At 72.6% G+C, this 18562-nt stretch carries 16 protein-coding genes; 8 read left to right on the top strand and 8 right to left on the bottom strand.

Annotation, left to right across the window (positions count from 1 at the left end):
* Nucleotides 1-2: 2 nt before the first annotated feature.
* The 7 genes from POF43_RS17450 (at nucleotide 3) to POF43_RS17420 (ending at nucleotide 7345) form a co-directional block, all read left to right on the top strand.
* Entirely contained in the window at nucleotides 3-1028 is a 1026-nt protein-coding gene (locus tag POF43_RS17450; RefSeq protein WP_282704639.1) for an SDR family oxidoreductase, read from the top strand.
* A 323-nt stretch (nucleotides 1029-1351) separates the two neighbouring features.
* Nucleotides 1352-2203 carry an STAS domain-containing protein gene (locus POF43_RS17445; RefSeq protein ID WP_271315914.1) on the top strand — a complete coding sequence of 284 codons (852 nt, stop codon included), beginning with the start codon at nucleotides 1352-1354 and terminating at the stop codon, nucleotides 2201-2203.
* Nucleotides 2200-2571 (top strand): STAS domain-containing protein, encoded by a 372-nt coding sequence (locus POF43_RS17440; protein ID WP_271315913.1) that lies wholly within the window; start codon nucleotides 2200-2202, stop codon nucleotides 2569-2571. The genes POF43_RS17445 and POF43_RS17440 overlap by 4 nt, the downstream gene beginning before the upstream one ends.
* A gap of 47 nt (nucleotides 2572-2618) precedes the next feature.
* Entirely contained in the window at nucleotides 2619-2990 is a 372-nt protein-coding gene (locus tag POF43_RS17435) for an ATP-binding protein (RefSeq protein WP_271315918.1), read from the top strand.
* Nucleotides 2978-4270 carry an ATP-binding SpoIIE family protein phosphatase gene (locus POF43_RS17430; RefSeq protein WP_271325169.1) on the top strand — a complete coding sequence of 431 codons (1293 nt, stop codon included), beginning with the start codon at nucleotides 2978-2980 and terminating at the stop codon, nucleotides 4268-4270. Before POF43_RS17435 ends, POF43_RS17430 begins: the two co-directional genes overlap by 13 nt.
* Nucleotides 4267-5754, top strand: a complete 1488-nt coding sequence (locus POF43_RS17425; protein WP_282704638.1) for a sensor histidine kinase — start codon at nucleotides 4267-4269, stop codon at nucleotides 5752-5754. Before POF43_RS17430 ends, POF43_RS17425 begins: the two co-directional genes overlap by 4 nt.
* Nucleotides 5744-7345, top strand: coding sequence for a SpoIIE family protein phosphatase (locus tag POF43_RS17420; RefSeq protein WP_282704637.1), 1602 nt, complete (start codon nucleotides 5744-5746; stop codon nucleotides 7343-7345). Before POF43_RS17425 ends, POF43_RS17420 begins: the two co-directional genes overlap by 11 nt.
* On the opposite strand, the gene POF43_RS17415 is transcribed toward POF43_RS17420, so the two are convergent.
* Together POF43_RS17415 and POF43_RS17410 are read right to left on the bottom strand one after the other, a co-directional pair.
* Complete coding sequence (locus tag POF43_RS17415; protein WP_271325456.1) at nucleotides 7326-7886, bottom strand: cysteine hydrolase family protein; 561 nt, start codon at nucleotides 7884-7886, stop codon at nucleotides 7326-7328. The two genes, POF43_RS17420 and POF43_RS17415, sit on opposite strands and share 20 nt — an antisense overlap.
* Before the next feature lie 236 nt (nucleotides 7887-8122).
* Nucleotides 8123-8569: a MarR family winged helix-turn-helix transcriptional regulator gene (locus POF43_RS17410; RefSeq protein ID WP_271325457.1), complete on the bottom strand. Its 447-nt coding sequence runs from the start codon at nucleotides 8567-8569 to the stop codon at nucleotides 8123-8125.
* A 1445-nt stretch (nucleotides 8570-10014) separates the two neighbouring features.
* On the opposite strand from POF43_RS17410, the gene POF43_RS17405 reads away from it, so the two are divergent.
* Nucleotides 10015-11820 (top strand): glycosyl hydrolase family 28-related protein, encoded by a 1806-nt coding sequence (locus POF43_RS17405; protein ID WP_282704636.1) that lies wholly within the window; start codon nucleotides 10015-10017, stop codon nucleotides 11818-11820.
* 433 nt (nucleotides 11821-12253) lie between these two features.
* Here the strand turns inward: POF43_RS17405 and POF43_RS17400 are convergent, their stop codons facing one another.
* The 6 genes from POF43_RS17400 to POF43_RS17375 all read right to left on the bottom strand — a co-directional run bounded on the left by POF43_RS17400 (nucleotide 12254) and on the right by POF43_RS17375 (nucleotide 18096).
* Entirely contained in the window at nucleotides 12254-12622 is a 369-nt protein-coding gene (locus tag POF43_RS17400) for a hypothetical protein (protein ID WP_271323644.1), read from the bottom strand.
* A gap of 273 nt (nucleotides 12623-12895) precedes the next feature.
* On the bottom strand, nucleotides 12896-13882 hold the full coding sequence (locus tag POF43_RS17395) for an AraC-like ligand-binding domain-containing protein (RefSeq protein WP_271316756.1): 987 nt from the start codon (nucleotides 13880-13882) through the stop codon (nucleotides 12896-12898).
* Between the two features lie 229 nt (nucleotides 13883-14111).
* A complete protein-coding gene (locus tag POF43_RS17390; protein WP_271316757.1) occupies nucleotides 14112-14384 on the bottom strand; it encodes a glutaredoxin domain-containing protein in 273 nt (90 codons plus the stop codon).
* Between the two features lie 135 nt (nucleotides 14385-14519).
* Complete coding sequence (locus tag POF43_RS17385; protein ID WP_271323643.1) at nucleotides 14520-15653, bottom strand: C40 family peptidase; 1134 nt, start codon at nucleotides 15651-15653, stop codon at nucleotides 14520-14522.
* Nucleotides 15654-15715: 62 nt separating this feature from the next.
* Nucleotides 15716-16054, bottom strand: a complete 339-nt coding sequence (locus POF43_RS17380; RefSeq protein WP_271323642.1) for a hypothetical protein — start codon at nucleotides 16052-16054, stop codon at nucleotides 15716-15718.
* Nucleotides 16055-16425: 371 nt separating this feature from the next.
* Nucleotides 16426-18096 carry a beta-1,3-glucanase family protein gene (locus tag POF43_RS17375; RefSeq protein WP_271323641.1) on the bottom strand — a complete coding sequence of 557 codons (1671 nt, stop codon included), beginning with the start codon at nucleotides 18094-18096 and terminating at the stop codon, nucleotides 16426-16428.
* Nucleotides 18097-18562 lie beyond the last annotated feature (466 nt).

The raw sequence follows: 18562 nt of genomic DNA, 5'->3' as shown, positions 1-18562 counted from the left end.
TTGTGCGCATCCTGGTCACCGGCGCGTCCGGTGTCATCGGCAGCGAGGTGACCGCGCGGCTGGGGCTCGCCGCCGGCCCGGTCCCGGTCACCACCGCGCGGCGGCCGGCGGCCGGGGTGGCGGTGCCCTGGGACATCGGCCGGCAGCCGGCGCCGCCACGGCTGACCGGCGGGTGGGACGTCATCGTGCACACCGCCGCCTCCACCCGCTGGACCCTGACCCGCGCGGAGGCCGCCGACGCCAACGTCACCACGCTGCGCGAGGTGCTGGGGCTGGCGGGGCCGGACACCCACCTGGTGCACCTCTCCACCGCCTACGTGGCGGGCGGGCGCAACGCCTCGGACCTGCGCGGCGCGGAGTTCGAGGGCTACCGCAACGGTTACGAGTGGTCGAAGGCGGTCTGCGAGGAGGTGGCCGGCACCGAACACCGCGGTCCCCTCACCATCGTCCGGCCCCCGCTGGTCGTCGGCCGCCGCGCCGACGGCCGCATCGCGCGGTTCTCCGGCCCGTACACCCTGTTCTCCGCCCTGGTGTCGGGGCTGGCCGCGGTGGTGATCGGCGACCCGGACGGCTACGCGGAGATCGCGCCGGTCGACGAGGTCGCCGAGGCCGTCGTGTCCGCGGCGCTCGGGGCACCGCCGGCCGCGCCGTGCACGGAGGTGGTCGCCGCGGGCCGCGACAGTCTGCGGCTGTCGACGATGGTGGACATCGTCTGCCGGACCGTCAACGAGTACCGGGCGGCACACGGCGCCGAGCCCATCGCCACGCCTCCGACGGTGCCGACCGACAGTTGGGACCGGTTCTACCTGCCGCTGACCCGGCAGTGGCTCTCCCCCATGCAGCAGCAGGCGGTCGACCTGCTGGCGATGTTCCAGAGCTACACCAGCATGGCGGAGCCGTTCGAGCCCACCCGCCCGGTCCGCGACCCGGGCGCGGTGGTCGCCGCCTCGGTCGCCCGCTGGGCCGCCGGCAAACCCCGCCAGGCGCTCGCCACCCCCACCCCCTGGACGCTCGTCGGCCCCGGCTGACCGGATTCTGCCGGGACCGCGTTCCCCGCCGGGCGGCGCGTCAACGGCGGGGGTGGTCGCCCCGCTCCGGCCGCCGCGCCCACCCCGGCCACCCCGGCCACCACACCGCATCCACCGCAACCGCCCCGGCCGCCACACCACCGCACCCGTCGCACCCGTCGCACCCATCTCGGCGCCCGGGGTGCGTCCGGCGGACCGCGGATTCTCCTCCCCTGTGCGGTTACGTCACTCTTCCGACCGGACGGGGTGGGCGGGGCCCGGCATGCCGTACGCTTCCCGATGATTGTCGGAATGCAACTTTTTCAGGCGCAAGGAGTACCGGGATGACGCAGCAGGATGCCTTTCCTGGGATGGTGAAACTGCTCACGGCCGACGGTCAGGAGCTGGCGACCGGCTGGGTGGACCGGGTCGCGGGCTCCCTGAAGGGGCGGATCAGCAGGAACGAGCTCGACCGCGAGCTGACCGAGCTGTACACCGCGCTGGTGGAGGCCCTGCGCGACGGCGTCGCCGACGCGCACGCGGACGGGATGTCCGAGGTGCGGGCGCTGCTCACCGAGCTGTCCCGCAACCGGGCGCGCCAGGGCTTCTCCCCGACGGAGACCGCGATCAGCGTCTTCGCCCTCAAGCACGTGCTGGAGCCGGTGCTCCAGGACGGTTCCGACCAGGACATCCGGGCCTACCTGCGGCTGGGACGACTCCTGGACGACCTGGGCCTGTTCACCATCGAGACCTACAGCCGCACCCGCGAGGAGATCATCAGCAGCCAGGCGGACCAGCTGCTGGAGCTGTCCACCCCGGTCATCAAGCTGTGGGACGGCGTCATCGCGGTGCCGCTCGTCGGGACACTGGACTCCGCCCGGACCCAGGTGGTGATGGAGAAGCTGCTCCAGGCCCTGGTGGACACCGGTTCCGAGCAGGCGATCATCGACATCACCGGGGTGCCGGCCGTCGACACCCAGGTCGCGCAGCACCTGCTGAAGACCATCGTGGCCGCCCGCCTGATGGGCGCCGAGTGCACGGTGTCCGGCATCCGCCCGCAGATCGCGCAGACCATCGTGGCGCTGGGCATCGAGTTCGGCGACATCGTGACCAAGGCCAGCCTGGCGGACGCGCTCCGTCTTGCGCTGAAGAAGTCGGGTGTCGAGATCACGCGCGGCGGGGGCGTCGGCCGGTGAGCGAGCGTGTTCCCGTATTGCGCATCGGCGACGTCCTGCTCGTCTCCATCCAGGTCGACCTCGACGACCAGACGGTCCTCAACCTCCAGGAGGACCTCGCCCAGCAGATCGTGGACCAGGGCGCGCGGGGCGTGGTCATCGACATCACCGCCGTCGAGATCGTCGACTCGTTCGTGGGCCGGATGCTCGCCACCATCGCCGCCATCTCCCGGATGCTCGACGCCGAGACGGTGGTCGTCGGCATGCGGCCCGCCGTGGCCATCACCCTCGTCGAACTGGGTCTGTCGCTGGGCGGGGTGCGTACCGCGCTGAACCTGGAGAAGGGGTTGGCCCTGCTGCGGCGATCCGGCCGTTCGGAGCGGACGTGAACGTTCCCTGGGCGGCGGATGACGAGCCGCAGACACAGCCGGTGGTGATGAACGACGACGTCGTGCGGGTGCGGCAGTTCGCGCGGGGGCTGTCCCAGCGCTGCAAGCTGTCGCTCGTCGACCAGACGAAGTTCATCACCGCGGCCAGCGAACTCGCCCGCAACACCCTGGTCTACGGCGGCGGCGGCAGCTGCACCGCCGGGCTGGTGCGCGGTCGCGGGCGGCTCGGTGTCGCCGCCGTCTTCGAGGACTTCGGTCCGGGCATCCCGGACATCGAACTGGCCATGACCGACGGCTGGACGTCCGGCGGCGGTCTGGGGCTCGGACTCAGCGGCGCGCGGCGCCTGGTGGACGAGTTCGCGCTCGACACCGAGGCCGGGCGCGGCACGAAGGTCACGGTGATCAAGTGGGCGCGCTGAACGCGCTGTCCGTGCTCGACTGCGAGGACATCGCGTGGTTCCGCGACGACGAGTCCGTCGCGGCCTCGGCCCGCGGCGCGGCCGCCACCCTGGCACGCCGGGTGGGCCTGTCGGCGCACCGGGCCTCGGAGGTGGCGCTCGCGGTCAGCGAGGCGGCGACCAACCTGCGGCGGCACGCGGTCGACGGCTCGCTGCTGCTGCGGGTGCTGCGCAGCCGGGGACAGGCGGCGGTGGAGTTCGTGACGGTCGACGCCGGCCCCGGCATCGACGACCTGGACGCGGCGATGTCCGACGGGAACTCCACGGCGGGCACCCTGGGCATCGGGCTGGGCGCGGTGGCCCGGCTCGCGGACGTGTTCGACATCCACTCCCTGCCCGGTCGCGGCACGGTCATGGCGGCCCAGTTCTGGCCGCGCGGTACGGTCGGCGGCGCGAACGCCGTCGCCTCGGTGGCCGCCGGGATCACCCGGCCGATCAGCGGGGAGACCACCTGCGGGGATGCCTGGGCCGTCCGCGTCGACCCGGGCGGCCGGGACGGGGCCGACGGCGAGACCGGTCCGGTCCACGGCGGCGCGACCGGCTCCGGGGACGCCGGCGGCGCGGAGCGGGGCCGCTTCGGCGCCGGGTCCCCGGAGCGGTCCGGCGGAGCGCTTTCGGGGCGACCCGGCGCGGGCGCCGGGCACGTGGGCGCGGCGGCTACGGGACGGTTCGGCGGCGCGGTGTCACCCCGTCTCGGCGGCACGGCCGCGTACGGGACGGGAACGGCGGTCTCGGACGGGCCCGCGCTGCTCGCCGTGATGTGCGACGGGCTGGGCCACGGTCCGCAGGCCGCCCTGGCCGGCGAGGCGGCGCTCAAGGCGTTCCGGACGACCTCCGGGCGGCATCCGGAGGCCGTCATGGGTGACATCCACCGGGCGTTGCGCGGGACGCGGGGCGGCGCGGTCGCCGTCGCGCGGATCGAGCCGGAGCGGGGGCGGCTGCTGTACTGCGGTGTCGGCAACATCAGCGGGTTCCTGGTGGGCCCGGACTCGCGCAGCGGCCTGACATCGGCGCCGGGGATCGTGGGCCAGCAGATGCGCGGCCTGCGGACCTTCGAGTATCCGCTCGCGGCGGGCGGCGCCCTCGTCATGCACTCCGACGGCCTGACGGAGAAGTGGACCCCCGGCGCGCTGCCCGGCCTGCTCGGGCACCTCCCCGCCGTGGTGGCGGGACAGCTGCTGCGGGAAGCGGCCGTACGCCGCGACGACGCCGGGATCGTGGTCGTCAAGGGAGCCTGGTGAGCGTGCGGGAGCGGGACGGCCATCCGCTGCTCACCCAGTACCTGACCTCGGCGCAGGACGTCTTCGCGCTGCGCCGCGAGGCGCAGGCGGCCGGCGAGGCGCTCGGCATGGAACGCCAGGACCAGGTGCGGCTGGCGACCGCCCTGAGCGAGCTGGGCCGCGACCGGCTGGGCTGCGCCGGGCTCGTGGTGACGTTCACCATGGAACCCGGTGATCCGGCCGTGCTGTCGGTGGCCTTCGAGTGGACCGACGGCCCGGCCCCCAGTCCCGAGTCGCTGCGGCTGGCCGCCCGCCTGGTGCCGCACGTCGCCCACCGGCCCGGGCCGCCGCACCGCCTGCTGGTGCGGCAGCCGGTGCCGGCCGGCGGCCCCGCGGCGGAGGCCCGGTACGAACGGGTCCGGGAGGCGTTGCGCCCCACCGCCGACACGACGCTCGCCGACGACCTGCGGGCCCAGACCCGCGACCTGATCGCGACGCTGGAGGAGACCCGGGCCCAGGGGGAGGAACTGCGGCGTCTCAACGAGGAGTTGGAGGAGACCAACCGGGGCGTGATGGCGCTGTACGCGGAGCTGTCGCAGGAACTGGAGGAGACCAACAGCGGAGTGGTCGCCCTGCACTCCGAACTGGAGGACAAATCACGCCAGTTGCGGGAGGCCGGCGAGGCCAAGACCCGGTTCTGGACCAACGTCAGCCATGAACTGCGCACCCCGGCCAACGCGGTGGTCGGTCTTTCGCAGCTGCTGCTGGCCCCCGACTCGCCCGTGCTGCACACCGAGCAGCACGAGCAGGTCCGCCTGATCGCCGCGTCCGGCCACACGCTGCTGGCACTGGTCAGCGACCTGCTGGACGTCGCCAAGGCGGAGGCGGGACAACTGGAGCCGCACCTGGGACCGGTCGACCTGCGCTCGGTGATCGGCCAATTGCGGGGGACCTTCAACGGCGTGGGACTGGCGGACGGGGTCCGCCTGCTGACCCCGGAGCCCGCGACGCTGCCGGTGATCGTCACCGACGAGGAGCTGCTCACCCGCATCCTGCGCAACCTGCTGTCCAACGCGGTGAAGTTCACCGAGAAGGGCGAGATCCGCCTCGACGTCGACACCATGACCGACGGACCGCAGCACTGGCTGACGTTCACCGTCACCGACACCGGGATCGGCATCCACGAACAGGACGTGACCCGGGTCTTCGAGGAGTTCTACCAGGTGCCGGGCCCGCGCCACCGCGGCCGTCAGGGCACCGGCATCGGCCTGCCGTACGCCCGCGCGCTGGCCGAACTGCTCGGCGGCGGCCTCACCCTGACCAGCGCCCCGGGCGCCGGCACCCGGGTCGAGGTCCAGCTGCCGGGCCGCCCGGCCGCCGCCCTCGTTCGGCCGCCGGACGATACCCCCGCCCCGGAACGCTCCCCCGAACCGGCCCCGCCCGCCCCCGGCCCCGACGCGGTCCCCAGCGTGCCGACCCCAAGGAGACCCACCGGTGACCGATGACGCCGCGCTCGACAGCGCCCCCGCCACCGTGCTGGTGATCGACGACGACGACAGCACGCGCTACCTGCTGGCCAGTTGGCTGCGCCGCGGCGGCCACACCGTGATCGAGGCGGTCGACGGCGCTCAGGGGCTGGCGCTGATGGCGGCCCAGCACACGCCGCCGGAGGTCGCGCTCATCGACGTGCGGCTGCCCGACATGAGCGGTTTCGAGGTCTGCGAACGCATCAAGAGCGCCCCGGGGACCGCCGGGCTGCCGGTCATCCACGTGTCGGCCTGCGCGATCACCCCGGAGCACCACGCCGAGGGGCTGCGCCGGGGCGCCGACGCCTACCTCGACCAGCCGATCGACCGCGACGAGCTGCTGGCGACGGTGACGGCCTCCCTGCGCTACGCGAGGGTGCGGCGCCGGGCCGAGCGGCTGGCGGACCGGCTGACGACGTTGAACCGCACGACGCTGGACGTCTACCGGGCGATCGGCTTCCACTCGTTCACCGCCGCGGCGACCGGCGGGGCCGCCGCCCTGATGTCGTGCGCCGCCAGCGCGGTCTTCCTCAGCCCGCAGGGTCAGGCCGTGCACAGCCAGGTCACCGGCCCGGGGGAAACACCCCGGTCACTGCCGGCCGGCGCGGACCTGCTGAAGCAGCTCGCCGCACCGCTGGGGTCGGCCACCGGCGCCGCGACCGTGCGGGTGCGGCGGGCCCGGTGGAAGGCGCTGCTGCCCGACGACCACCTGGACGGCGACGTGGCGGTGGTCCTGGCGCGCACCCAGGCCGGCCGGCCGCCCACCTGCCTGGCCATTCCGGCCGACGCGGTCCGCGGCACCGAGGATGAGGAACTCTTCCAGCAACTCGCCCACGCCTGCGCCCTGTCCCTGGAGGCCCTGCGCTCCTACAACGACGAGCACTCGCTCGCCCTCGCCCTCCAGCGCACCTTCCTGCCCGCCCGGCTGCCGGTCGTTCCCGGCCTGGACCTGGCCTTCCGCTACCGGCCCGCCTCGGACCACGCGGAGATCGGCGGCGACTTCTACGAGGCGCTGGAGACGGCCAGCGGCACCCTGCTCGCCATCGGCGACGTGGCCGGCCACTCGCTGGCCGCGGCCACCGTGATGGGCGAGATCCGGCACGCCCTGCGCGCGTACGGCGTGGAGGGCCACGCCCCGCACCAGGTGCTCGACCGGCTGGAGAACCTGATGGCCTACTCGCAGCCCGGCATCACCGTGACGATGTGCCTGATCCTCGTCGAACCCGGCGGGCGGCGGATCCAGGTGGCCAACGCCGGCCACATACCGCCGCTCATGCTCGGTCCCGACGGCAAGGCCGCCTTCCTGCACGAGCACGGCCCACTGCTGGGGCTCGGCGTCGCCCACCCGCCCTCCACACCGCACGAGACCGCACCCGGCACCCGGCTCGTCCTCATCACCGACGGCCTCGTCGAGGAACGCTCCCGGGACCTCGACGACAGCCTCGCCGACTTCCTGTCCGCCGCCGCCCGCGGCCCCGCAGACCCCGAAGCGCTGTGCGACGCCCTGCTGCTGGCGTTCGGCGAGGACCGCGACGACGACATCGCCCTGCTCACCGCCCGTCTCGGCTGAGACTCCGCTCCCACTCGCCGACGGTGGCGACCTCACCGCGCCGGGCCAGGACCTCGTTGATCAGCGTGTCGTGCAGGGCGGGGCTGGGGTCCGCGCAGGCGTCGGACAGGACGGTGACCCGGTAGTCGAGGTCGGCGGCCTGGAGGGCGGTGGACAGGACGATGCCACCGGTGGACAGGCCGGCCAGGACGAGGTGGCCGACGTCCTGCGCGGTCAGGATCTGCTGGAGGTTGTTGCCGGCGAAGGCGCTGACGCGGTTCTTGTGCACGACGATCTCCCCGTCGGCGGGGGCGACGTCGGGGTGGATGGCGGCACCGGGGTCGTCGGCCGTGAAGAGGTGCGGCGGAAGGGCGCCGAAGATCTTGTTGCGGGGGTGGACGTCCGTGTGACCGCGCCGCAGCTGAAGGGCCACGTGGATGACCGGGACGCCGGCCGCGCGGGCCGTGTTAAGAGCGCGCACGGCGCGGGGCAGGTAGTCGGCGGGCAGGTGGGCGATGTGGGTGCGCTGGAGGTCCATCAGCAGCAGGGCGGTACGGGACATGGTGATGCCTTTCGGGTACGGGGGGCGCGGTGCGGCGCGGTGGGACGCGGTAGGGCGCGGTAGGGGGACGTCTCGTGGTGTGGGCCGGCAGTGCTGGCGGGCACGGAGCGGTGGCCGGGCGTGCGGTCGAGGACGCTCAGTGGGAGGTGGAGCACGCCGGTGCCGGGCGCGGACCCGTGGCATCGGCCGTCGGAACCACGGCTGCCGTCGTCGGATTCACCGCGCCCGTCGTCGGATCAGTCGTGGGTCAGCCGCTCCAGGACGGCCATGGCGGCGATCACGGTCCGGCGTTCCTCCTCCGTGCACTGGCCCTGCAACTGGCCGGCGAGCCATTCCGTGCGGGCCTGCCGTCCCTCCTCCACCCGGCGGTGGCCCTCCGCGGTCAGCGTGATCAGCAGGCGCCGCCCGTCATCCGGGTCGGGGCTGCGCTCCACCATCCCCATCCCGGCCAGCGCGGCGACCGTCGCCGTCATCGACTGGTGCCGCACGCCTTCGGCGGCGGCGAGTTCGCTCGCCGTGACGCCCTCCTTGCCGGACAGCCGGGCCATGACGGACGCCTGGCCCAAGGTGATGTCCTCCACCTCGGCGGCGTTCAGGATGCGGCGCCGCAAGCGGCTGATGACCGCACGGACCTCGCGCGACGCCTGAACGGCCGAGGACGAAAGGCCCGGGTTCTCACGCATGCCCGCACGCTAACTTCCGCAGCCTGAACTGTCCAGTTTCACCTGTACAGTATTGCCTGCGCGGCCTACAAGCGACCTCCGGACGCCCCCGCCACCGGCAGGTGCTGCGGCCCGACCGCCACACGGGATCGCGCAACGACTCGTCGGGACGCGCGCCCGGCCGCGAACGAACCGGGCCAGCGGTGTTCGTTCCGGCGTGTCGAGCAGGAGCGGCAGTGCCGGTTCGCACATTCGTTGACTGGTCGTTGCGAAGGTCAACGGTTTGGCGACGCGAGGCCGTTGCCGATGTCAACGACCAGTCAACGGTTTCCGAAGACAGCAACGCGCCCCCGTCTCGACACACCGCTGCCCCGCCTCCCCACCCACCAACGACGCAGCTCATGGTCAGCCGCTGCAAGCGACCTGCGGTTCCGGGCGCCACTTCCCGTATTTCCAGTGACCTCCGGGGAGTTGGGAACGATGTTTATTCGGATTCCGTTCGCGAGGGTGCACCGCCAACGGGTGAAGGATCTCGCGGCGGCAATGCCGTTGCCTCCGGCCGACGCCGCCAACTCAGCCGTGCGATTCCTCGGCGCCTCGCGGAACGGGGAAGCCACGACAGCCCGGCGTACCCGCGTGCGGCCCGTCAAGCATGGACTTTCCCCCGCCAGCCTCCGCCCGGCGCACACTCCCCAGCGCAAGGCGGGAGTTGTCGCCGCCGACCGGGGCGCGACGGCTCAGGCGATCCGGCGGAAAAACACCTTGCGGAGGAACAGCCTCCCGAAGAAAGGGGATTCGGTACGCTCCTCGCACGGGCGGCGCAATTCGACGGCCGTCGGATCGGAGAAGTCCGGCGCGATGAATCCGCCGAGAGAGACGAGACCACCGCCGGGGAGCGGGTGCGAGAGGTCCGTGCCCGTCGACGGCCGCCCGGGGGGCGTTCCGCAGGGGTCGGCCGGAACGCCCGGTGACGCGGATCGCCGACCGGACTCCGGTGGCGTCGATCACCTCGCCGCCACGCCCCCGCGCGCACGGCTGCCGGCGCCGGGCAGTCCCTCCCGTACGCCGTGCCGGACGCCGGCGACCGACCCTCCCCTGCCTCGGAGGGCCGCCCTGGCGGGTCGACCGCGGCGGCGGCACCCAAGGGGCCGAAGCCGCAGGTTGAGTAAGGTCTTGCGTTCTTGCGCGGCTTCTTGCTGCAAACAGTCAATTTTCCACGAACTTTGGTACGCATATTGCAAGCATGTGTCGAAGAGACTACGTTCCACTGCGTCGCCACCCCCCGGTCACCCCCCACCGTCCCCACGTGTCCCTGCACCACCTCGCCCCCACCGGCTCGTTGAGCCCTTGAGGCGCAGGGGCAGCGCCCAACCGCCTTTCCTGACCGTGCTGTTCGTGTTTCCGTCCAGTCCTGACCGGGATGCCGACGGGTACGGGCCAGGCGTTGTGCGCGGAAAGGAGAGAACGTGTTCACGTCCCTCAGAAGTCTCAAGCGTGTGGTCGCGCTGGGAGGCGGCACCGCGCTGCTGGCCTCCGGAGGCGTCCTCGGACTGGCGATCCAGCCGGCCGCGGCCATGCCGGTGCAGACGGACACCACCCCCGCCGCCGCCACCGGTGGCAGCGGCGCGTCCCTGCCGTACTCCGAGGTCCAGGCGGAGAGCTCCGCGACCAACGGGTCGGTCATCGGCCCGAGTTACGCCCAGGGCCAGCTGGCCGACGAGGCGTCGGGCCGCAAGGCGGTGACGCTGAGCGGCAACGGCAGCGGGCAGTACGTCACGTTCACCACGCCGGTCGCCACCAACTCGATCGACTTCCGGTACAGCATCCCGGACTCCTCGGACGGCTCGGTGTACAACGCTCCGCTGTCGCTGTACGTCAACGGCACGAAGCAGTCCGACTTCAGCCTGACGAACGCCTACAGCTGGTACTACGGCAGCTACCCGTTCACCAACACCCCCAGCAGCGGCGGCCAGCACCACTTCTTCGACGAGGTGCACCGGCTGTTCGACACGACGTACCCGGCGGGCACCACCTTCAAGCTCCAGGTGGACTCCGGGGACAGCGCGTCCTCGTACACGATCGACTTCGCGGACTTCGAGCAGGTCGGCGCGGCACAGTCGCAGCCGGCCGGTTCGGTTTCGGTGACCGACAAGGGCGCGGACTCCAGCGGCGTGGCCGACTCCACCAGCGCGTTCAACGCGGCGATCGCGGCGGCGGGTTCGGGCGGCACGGTGTGGATTCCGCCGGGCACGTACAACATCCCCGGCCACATCGCGGTCAACAACGTCACCGTCGCCGGTGCCGGCATGTGGTACTCGACGGTGACCGGTGCGGCGCCGGGCTTCTACGGCAACTCCGCTCCGTCGCCGAGCACCAACGTGCACCTGCAGAACTTCGCGATCTTCGGCAACGTCCAGGAGCGGGACGACAGCGCCCAGGTCAACGGGATCGGCGGCGCGATGAGCAGCTCGACCGTCTCGAACATCTGGATCGAGCACGACAAGGTCGGCGCCTGGATGGACGGGCCGATGGACGGCCTGACCTTCTCCGGCATGCGGATCCGCGACACCACCGCGGACGGCATCAACTTCCACGGCGGCGTGACCAACTCCAAGGTCACCAACAGCGACATCCGCAACACCGGTGACGACGGCATCGCCACCTGGGCCGACTCCAGCCTGGGCGCCGACGCCAACGACACCATCTCCAACAACACCGTCCAGCTCCAGATGCTCGCCAACGGCATCGCGATCTACGGCGGCCACGACAACACCGTCTCCGGCAACCTCGTGCAGGACACCGGGATCAACCAGGGCGGCGGCATCACCGTCGCGCAGCGCTTCACCTCCACCCCCGTGGGCACCACCACCGTCTCCGGCAACACCCTCGTGCGGGACGGCGACCTCGACCCGAACTGGCAGTTCGGCGTCGGCGCGCTGTGGTTCGACGGCAGCCAGGGCGCCATCACCGGCCCGGTCAACGTGTCCGACACGCTGATCGAGCAGAGCCCCTACGAAGCCGTCCAGTGGGTCGAGGGCACCATCAGCGGTGTCTCGCTCAACAACGTGACGATCAACGGCACCGGCACCTTCGCCCTCCAGGAGCAGACCGGCGGCGCGGCCACCCTCACCGGCGTCACCGCCACCGGGGTCGGCGCCTCCTCGCCCGTCTACAACTGCGAGGGCGGCAACTTCACCGTCACCGACGGCGGCGGCAACTCCGGCGTCGACGGCACCCCGTTCTGCGGTCCCTGGCCGACCCCGGCCTCGTAACCCCCGCACGGAACGGCCGCCGGCCGGTCTCGTCACACCCGCACCGGCGGCCGGCGGACCGGCCCGGACGGAACCCGGCTCCGTCCGGGCGGCAAGGCGAAGGGCTCCACCCCAGGGTGGAGCCCTTCGTCGTCGCATCGGCGCGCTCGCGCCCGGTGCCGGGCAGCGCCGCCGACCGGCGCTGCCGGACCGTGCGCCCCCGCGCGCACGGCATTTCCGGTCGGCGCGTGCCGCGGAACGGCGCGACGGGACCGCGGGCGGGCGGCGCCGCCCGCCCGCGGTCCCTTCCGGCGGCAAGCCGGCCGCGGCCCGCGAGGTCCCGCCCCGGACCACCCGGCACCTGCCGGGCGACCCGGGAACCTCCCCGAGCCACCGCCGCTCCCCCCTGCCGCCGTCCCCCCACCCGGGGCTCCCCGCCCCGGGAGTCGGTGGATCAGTTGGCCGGTCCGCACTTCCCCGCGTCGCCCGAGGAGACGCACACCTGGTCGGTGTCGCCGGGACCGTCGTAGTACCAGCCGCTGACGTGGTACCCGGACGTGGTGATGTCCTGGTGCTCGACCTCGGCGCCGTTGGTGTAGATGGCGGCCTCACAACCGGTGGAGTTGCTGGTGGTCTCCCAGCGCATGTAGTCGTGGGCCGGGGACCCCTGGAGTTCGATCTCCTCCGTCACATGGCAGCCGGACAGCTCGATCGGGAAGCTGCCCTCGGCGGCCGGCGTCACCGCGCCGGCCGGCTCGGTCAGGCCGAGGACGATCAGTGCCGCGCTCGCGGCGAGGGCCAGGACTCTTCTGTGACGGACCACGGTTCTCCCCTTTGTGTCACTGCACTGTCGGGCACCGGCCGCGCCGTCGCCCGTTCACCACCGGTCACCGGGCTCCCGCCCCGGTGTCCTCGTTCACGGGCCGTCGGGCCCGCAGGCCCCGCGTTGCCGAAGCGCCTGCGCCAACACTGCCCGGTGGCGCGGCCCTTGTCGTTGTCACTCGGTACACGGATGCTTTGCAATCAGTGCACTGGAGGCACACACGCGGTGCGGGGCGGTCCGCTCCCCGCGGGCGTCGGCGTTCGGCGCCGCGGGTCAGCGGCCGGGCCCGGTACCGGGGTGCGGCGCCTGGTGGCGGTGGCTGGTGGGCGTCGAGCCGTAGGCGGCGCGGAAGGCACGGCTGAAGTCGGCCGCGCGGGGGAACCCCCAGCGGGCCGCGATGACGTGGACGGGCGTGGTCCGCAGGGCCGGGTCGACGAGGTCGCGGCGGGCTGCTTCGAGGCGCTGGTGGCGGACGTAGGCGGACACGGTGGTGTCCTCGGCCTGGAACAGCCGGTGCAGGTAGCTGCGCGAGATGTGGTGCGCGGCGGCGATGCCGGCCGGTGTCAGTTCCGGGTCGTGCAGGTGCCGGCGGATGAACGACTTGATCCGCAGCGTCAGGGTCCGGGTGCGCGTCTCCGGCGGCAGGCTGGAGTCCGCGTCGAGGGTGTGGGCGAACAGCGCCGTGACCAGATCGGTCAGGACCAGGCCGAGCCGGGGGCCGTCGGCGGGCCGGTAGGCGCTGGTGTCCGCCGCCATCTGGGCCAGGAACTGCGCCAGCAGGGCACCGATCCCCTCCCGCCCCGACATCCGGCGCCCGAGCACCTGGCCGGCCTTGTTGCGGGGCAACGGCAGCAGGGCCTTGGGGACTTCGACGCCCACGGAGGTGATCGGCTGCGCGCCGGTCCATATCTCGTAGGGGCGGCCGGAGTCGTTGGTATGGAAGTCGTACGCGCTGTAGGCGGCTCCCTGCCGGCCCCACGAGACGCGCGCCTCCCCCTTCACCAGCAGGGAGAGGTGGTAGACCTCCGGATCGGACTGCCGGATCAGTTTCGGCGTGCGCCGGAAGATCAGCTGCTGGAAGGTCGCCGGCCACACCGACGCCTCACCGAGCCGGATGAGCCGCTGGTGCGCCCGGAAGTCCGCCGCGTGATCGCTGCTCAGATCCAGGGGCGCGTGCGTGTCGTTCATGCACGCCCGCCAGGCGTCGAACCGGTCGGCCACCGCCAGGTCCTCGCTCCGGAACACGGTCTCGCTCAGCATGCCCGCACCAACTCCAAGCATCGGGTCACCGCCGGGCCCCTGTGCCCCGCGGCCGGATATTCGGTCAACCGCCGACCGCTCGACAGGCGGTGGACGCGGGCCCCTTGACGTGGCAACGGGCAAGGCAGCGTAGCGGACCGGCCGGCGCGGGAGGTGGACGCGCACCGGCAGGGACACCAGCGGGATGCCGCCCGGCACAGGGGCGGGGTGCCGCCGGGGACGCGCCCCGTCAGCGGAGCGACCGCGGCGCGTGGGTCCGGACCGCTTCCATCAGGTGCCGCTTGGAGGGGTTGACCATCGGCCGGCCGGCCACGGTGACGGTCGGCACGGTCTCGTTCCCGTCCGCCACCGAGCGGACGAACGCCGCGGCCCCGGGGTCCTTCCAGATGTTCACCTTGGTGTACCGCAGGCGGGTGAACCGCAGGAGCAGCAGGAGTTTCAGGCAGTAGGTGCACATGGGTCGCCAGTAGACGACCACGCCGTCCTGACCGCTGTCGCTCATGGGTTCTTCCCCCTCGGGTCCGGTGGTCTCACCCGCGAGCGTAAACGGACCGGGGCGGTCCACGGGTACCCGGCCGTGGACCGCCGCGACCGCGTTACCGCTCGGCCTCCTTCGTCGCCTGCCCCCGAAGCGGCGTCAGCAACCGGGCACGCCGGCCAGCCAGGCGTCGCCCTTGAGGTAGATGTTGGTGATCCACGAACCGTCGGACAGCTTCGACCACGCGTCATTGGTGTAGCCCTCGGCCGACACCTTCTGCGCGTGCTCCTGGCAGACCACCCCGACCCGGGTGGGGCCCGGGAACAGGTCGACGACGCCGGCGTCGGTGCTGGCGGCGCTGTGGGTGCGTACGTCGCTGCCCCAGGTCGACTCGGTGATGCCGCCGGAGGGCGGCGGGGTCCCGCCGCAGTCGGCCACCCCGGCCAGCCACGCCGGGCCCTTGAGGTAGATGTTGGTGATCCACGAGCCGTCGGACAGCTTCGACCACGCGTCGTTGGTGTAGCCCTCGGCCGTCACCTTCTGGGCGTGCTCCTGGCAGATCACCCCGACCTGGGTGGGGCCGGCGAAGTCGTCGACCACCCCGGCGCCGGTGGACGGCGCGTTGTGGGTGCGTACGCCGGTGCCCCAGGTCTGGAAGACGGCGCCGCCGCCGGCCGGCGGCGGGGGCGGGTTGCCGGGCGAGGCGGCCAGCCGGATCGCCCCGGCGTAGTCGCCACCGGTGCGTACCGCGGTCTGCCGGATGCGGGTGCCGGACTCGTACGCCTCGACCATCTGGCCGGCGCCGATGTACATCGCCACGTGGTGGACGTAGCCGCCGCCCCAGAACATCAGGTCGCCGGGCAGCAGCGGCCCGGCTCCCTGCCCGGCGCTGAAGCGCTGCACCGCCAGCGGACTGCTGTGCTGGTCGCTCGCGGTGCCGTCCAGGATGTCGCGCCCGGTCGCCCGGTAGTACGCGTACCGGGTCAGCCCCGAGCAGTCGAACCCGCGACGGCTGCCGTCGTCCTTGCTGGCCGGGTCGCTGCCGTCGTAGTAGCCGAAGGTCGCGCCCGGGGTGGCGCCGTGGCCGCCGCCCCAGGTGTACCAGACCCCGAGCTGCGAACACGCCGCCTGGACCGCGGCCTGCGCGGCGGCCGACGCGCCGGAGGAGAGCACGCCGCACGAATCGGCCGCCGGCGCCGCCCCGGCGGCGATCGGCACGGCCAGCGCCAGGGCCGGCGCCGTCACGACGGCCGCCGCCCAGATGGCGAGACGGCACGGATGGGTATGGGTCATCGGTTCCCTCGTGGTGGTGAGAAGTGGTGCGCCGGTGCGCGGCGCCCGTCGTCGACGCGCCGTCAGCCGTTGACGTGGATGAAGCAGACGCTGACCCAGCCGTGGACGTGCGTGCGGTTGTCCGTGATCAGGGCCCACTGGTCGTTGCCGCAGTCCGCGACGTACTCGCCCTCGGTGGCCCGGTAGAACGTGAGGCCGTCCCCCCGGTTGCCCTCGCCCAGGCCGGGCGATCCGCTGAAGGAGTCGGAGTGGATGCGCACTCCGGTGGCGGTGAAGTCCCCGGCCGTCCGCGGTGCCGTGCCGGCCGCCCAGGCCGAGGGGGCGGCCGCCAGGCCGAGTCCGGCCACTGCCACGACGGTGGCGAGCGCGGCGCCGATGACGTCTCTTCTGTTCCGGATCATCTGTTCTTCGCCTTTCCACCCGCTGAACACGCGGCCGCACGGCGGCCGGCGCGCAACAGGCGATCGTTCGGAGCCCGTAACGGGCTCCCCGGGCAGGTTCGGTGACGGGCCGTCAGCGCGTGATATCGCCGCTTTCATGCCCTTTTGCGAACTCTCACCCACTGAACGTGCGAGGCGGGCGATCCGTATGACGACAGGGAGTGTGACGTGGGTCACATCCTCGACCTGTCCATAGGCGTCCGGGCGGCGCGGGCGGGCGCGCCGGTGCGGACGATCCGGGCGGGCGGCGGCTCCGGAGGCCGCCGCCCGCCACGTTCACCTGGTGGAAGTCACCTGGTGGAAGTCACCTGGAGCGGTCCACCTGGTGCAGGTCACTTGGTGAAGGTGAACCAGTTGATGTTCACGAAGTCCGTGGTGGAGCCGGCGAAGACCAGGTAGACGTCGTGGACGCCGGTCGTGGTTCCCGTCGTGTTCGCCGGGACGCTCTGCCAGCTCTGCCAGCCGCCGTTGTTGCCGATGTCGATCTCGGCGATCTTGGTCCCGGTCGTGCTGTCCAGGTGGACCTGGACCGCGCCGCTGATCCCGGTGGCGGCGCCGGAGGCGAGCCGGGCGACGAACTGCTTGGGCGAGGTGGAGCCGAAGTCGATCCCGGAGTACTTCAGCCAGTCGCCCGCGGACAGGAAGCCGACGTCCTGGCCGCCGCCGGTGTCCGAGCAGCTCTCGGTCTGGCTGCCGCTCTGCGCGCTGTAGGACTCCGCCTGGATGGTGGCGTACGCGCCGGTTCCCCCGGTGGGCGGCGGGGTCGTACCACCGCCGCCTCCGGCACCCAGGGTGATCGTCCAGGAGGTGGGCGCGCCGTCCTGGAGGTGGCCGTCGACCGGCGCGGCGCCGGTCGGGCCGACGTCGTCGTAGGGGAAGGCGTAGCCGACGTTCGCGTACTGGTGCACCAGCCGGGCGTAGTGGTTGGTGGTGGCGCCCTGGTAGTACTGCGAGGCGTTGACGCCGCTCGGCTGCGAGGAGCCGCCGCTGACCAGCAGGGAGCTGCGGTTGAGCGCGGCGCCGAGCCGGGCGGCGATGGCGCCGCGGGCGTCCCCGCCGGAGTTGTACAGCGGGCCGCTGGCGCAGCCGAAGATGTCGGCGGCGCTGGGCTTGGTGAACGCCACGCCGTCGTCGTTGAGGCCGGCGAAGGTCAGGACGTTGCCGGAGACGGTGCCCGAGTACGAGCCGATGCTGCCCTGGCCGTCGATGGTCAGCGTGTTGGTCTCGTAGTGGGTCCACACCGAGTCGAGGTAGGAGTTCCAGTAGGAGCCGAAGTCGGTGGGCGAGTGCGTGGGCGACAGCACCCGCAGCACGTTGCCGGCCGAGTCGGTGGCGACCAGCTGGTCCCAGGGCGCTCCGTCGGCGGCGTGCTGGGCGCGCAGCCCGGAGGCGATGGAGGCGAGCGCCCCGGACGGCAGCGGGCTCACCGACTGGCTCCCGCTGCTGCCGGTGGTGGCCATCGAGATCGGCAGCGCGACGAGGTCGACGTAGCTGATGTTCGCGTACAGGTTGGCGCTGTTGTACGTGAACTCGCAGAACGTCCAGTCCGTCTGCCAGTTGGGGTCGGAGCTGGTGAACCCGGGCTGGACGAGGCCGGGGACGCCGCCGTTGCCGCCGGGCGGGTTGACGAAGAACTGGATCTTCTGGCCGACCGAGAACCACACCCGGCCGCCGATGACGTACTCGGCGAGGGTGAAGTTGGTGGCGGAGCCCGACGCGCCGAGCGGGATGGAGTAGTCGGCGACGGGGGTGAGCACCGACGACGGGCTCGGCAGGCGCTGGAACTGCCCGTTGGCCCCGACGAAGCCGGGCCAGCCGGTGCTGTCGGAGCCGCTGATGTACGCGTAGACCGTGTTGTTCCCGGAGTTGTTGTGCAACGAGATCGGCAGCGAGGCGCCGGCGGCGTAGGCGCGCGGCGCCAGGGCGCCGGACCACAGGGGTGCGGTGGCCGCCGCGGCGACGCCGGCGGCGGCCGTTGCGAGGAAGGACCGTCTGGAACGCACGTGCTCCTCCTGAGGGGGAGATACAGGGACGGTTTCCCCGTAACCCGTCCCTGCCGGATAGTTCGGGTCCCGATCACTATTGGACTGAACCAATCACCTGGTCAAGAGCGGTGCGCACAGCGGACTTCGGAGCCCGGACCCCCTCACTTGAGCACCCGCGCCGACGCCGCGGCGGACACGTTCGCGGCCACCCGGAATTCCGCTCCGGCCGTTTTCGCCGGCAACAGGCGGACGGCGTCCGCCGCCGGCGCGACACCGTCGATTCCCGCAATCATTCTCCCGCCCCCGACGCATTCACCCGCCCGGCCCGGAACGCAGCGCTCCCCTTGTCCGACGCCCCGTCGCGCCGACCGCACCGGGGCATCGGAATCCGCTCGGCGATCCGTCGGCCATCCTTGCCCGGCGAGACGTCGGGTCAGCGGGAAACGCATTCCGCGTCAGGCGGGACGACGTGTCGGACAACGCG

The organism is Streptantibioticus silvisoli (genome assembly GCF_027947535.2).
Classification (GTDB): Bacteria; Actinomycetota; Actinomycetes; order Streptomycetales; family Streptomycetaceae; genus Streptantibioticus_C; species Streptantibioticus_C silvisoli.
Note: the sequence above shows the minus strand (reverse complement) of the source record. Positions and strands in the feature narration are given on the sequence as shown.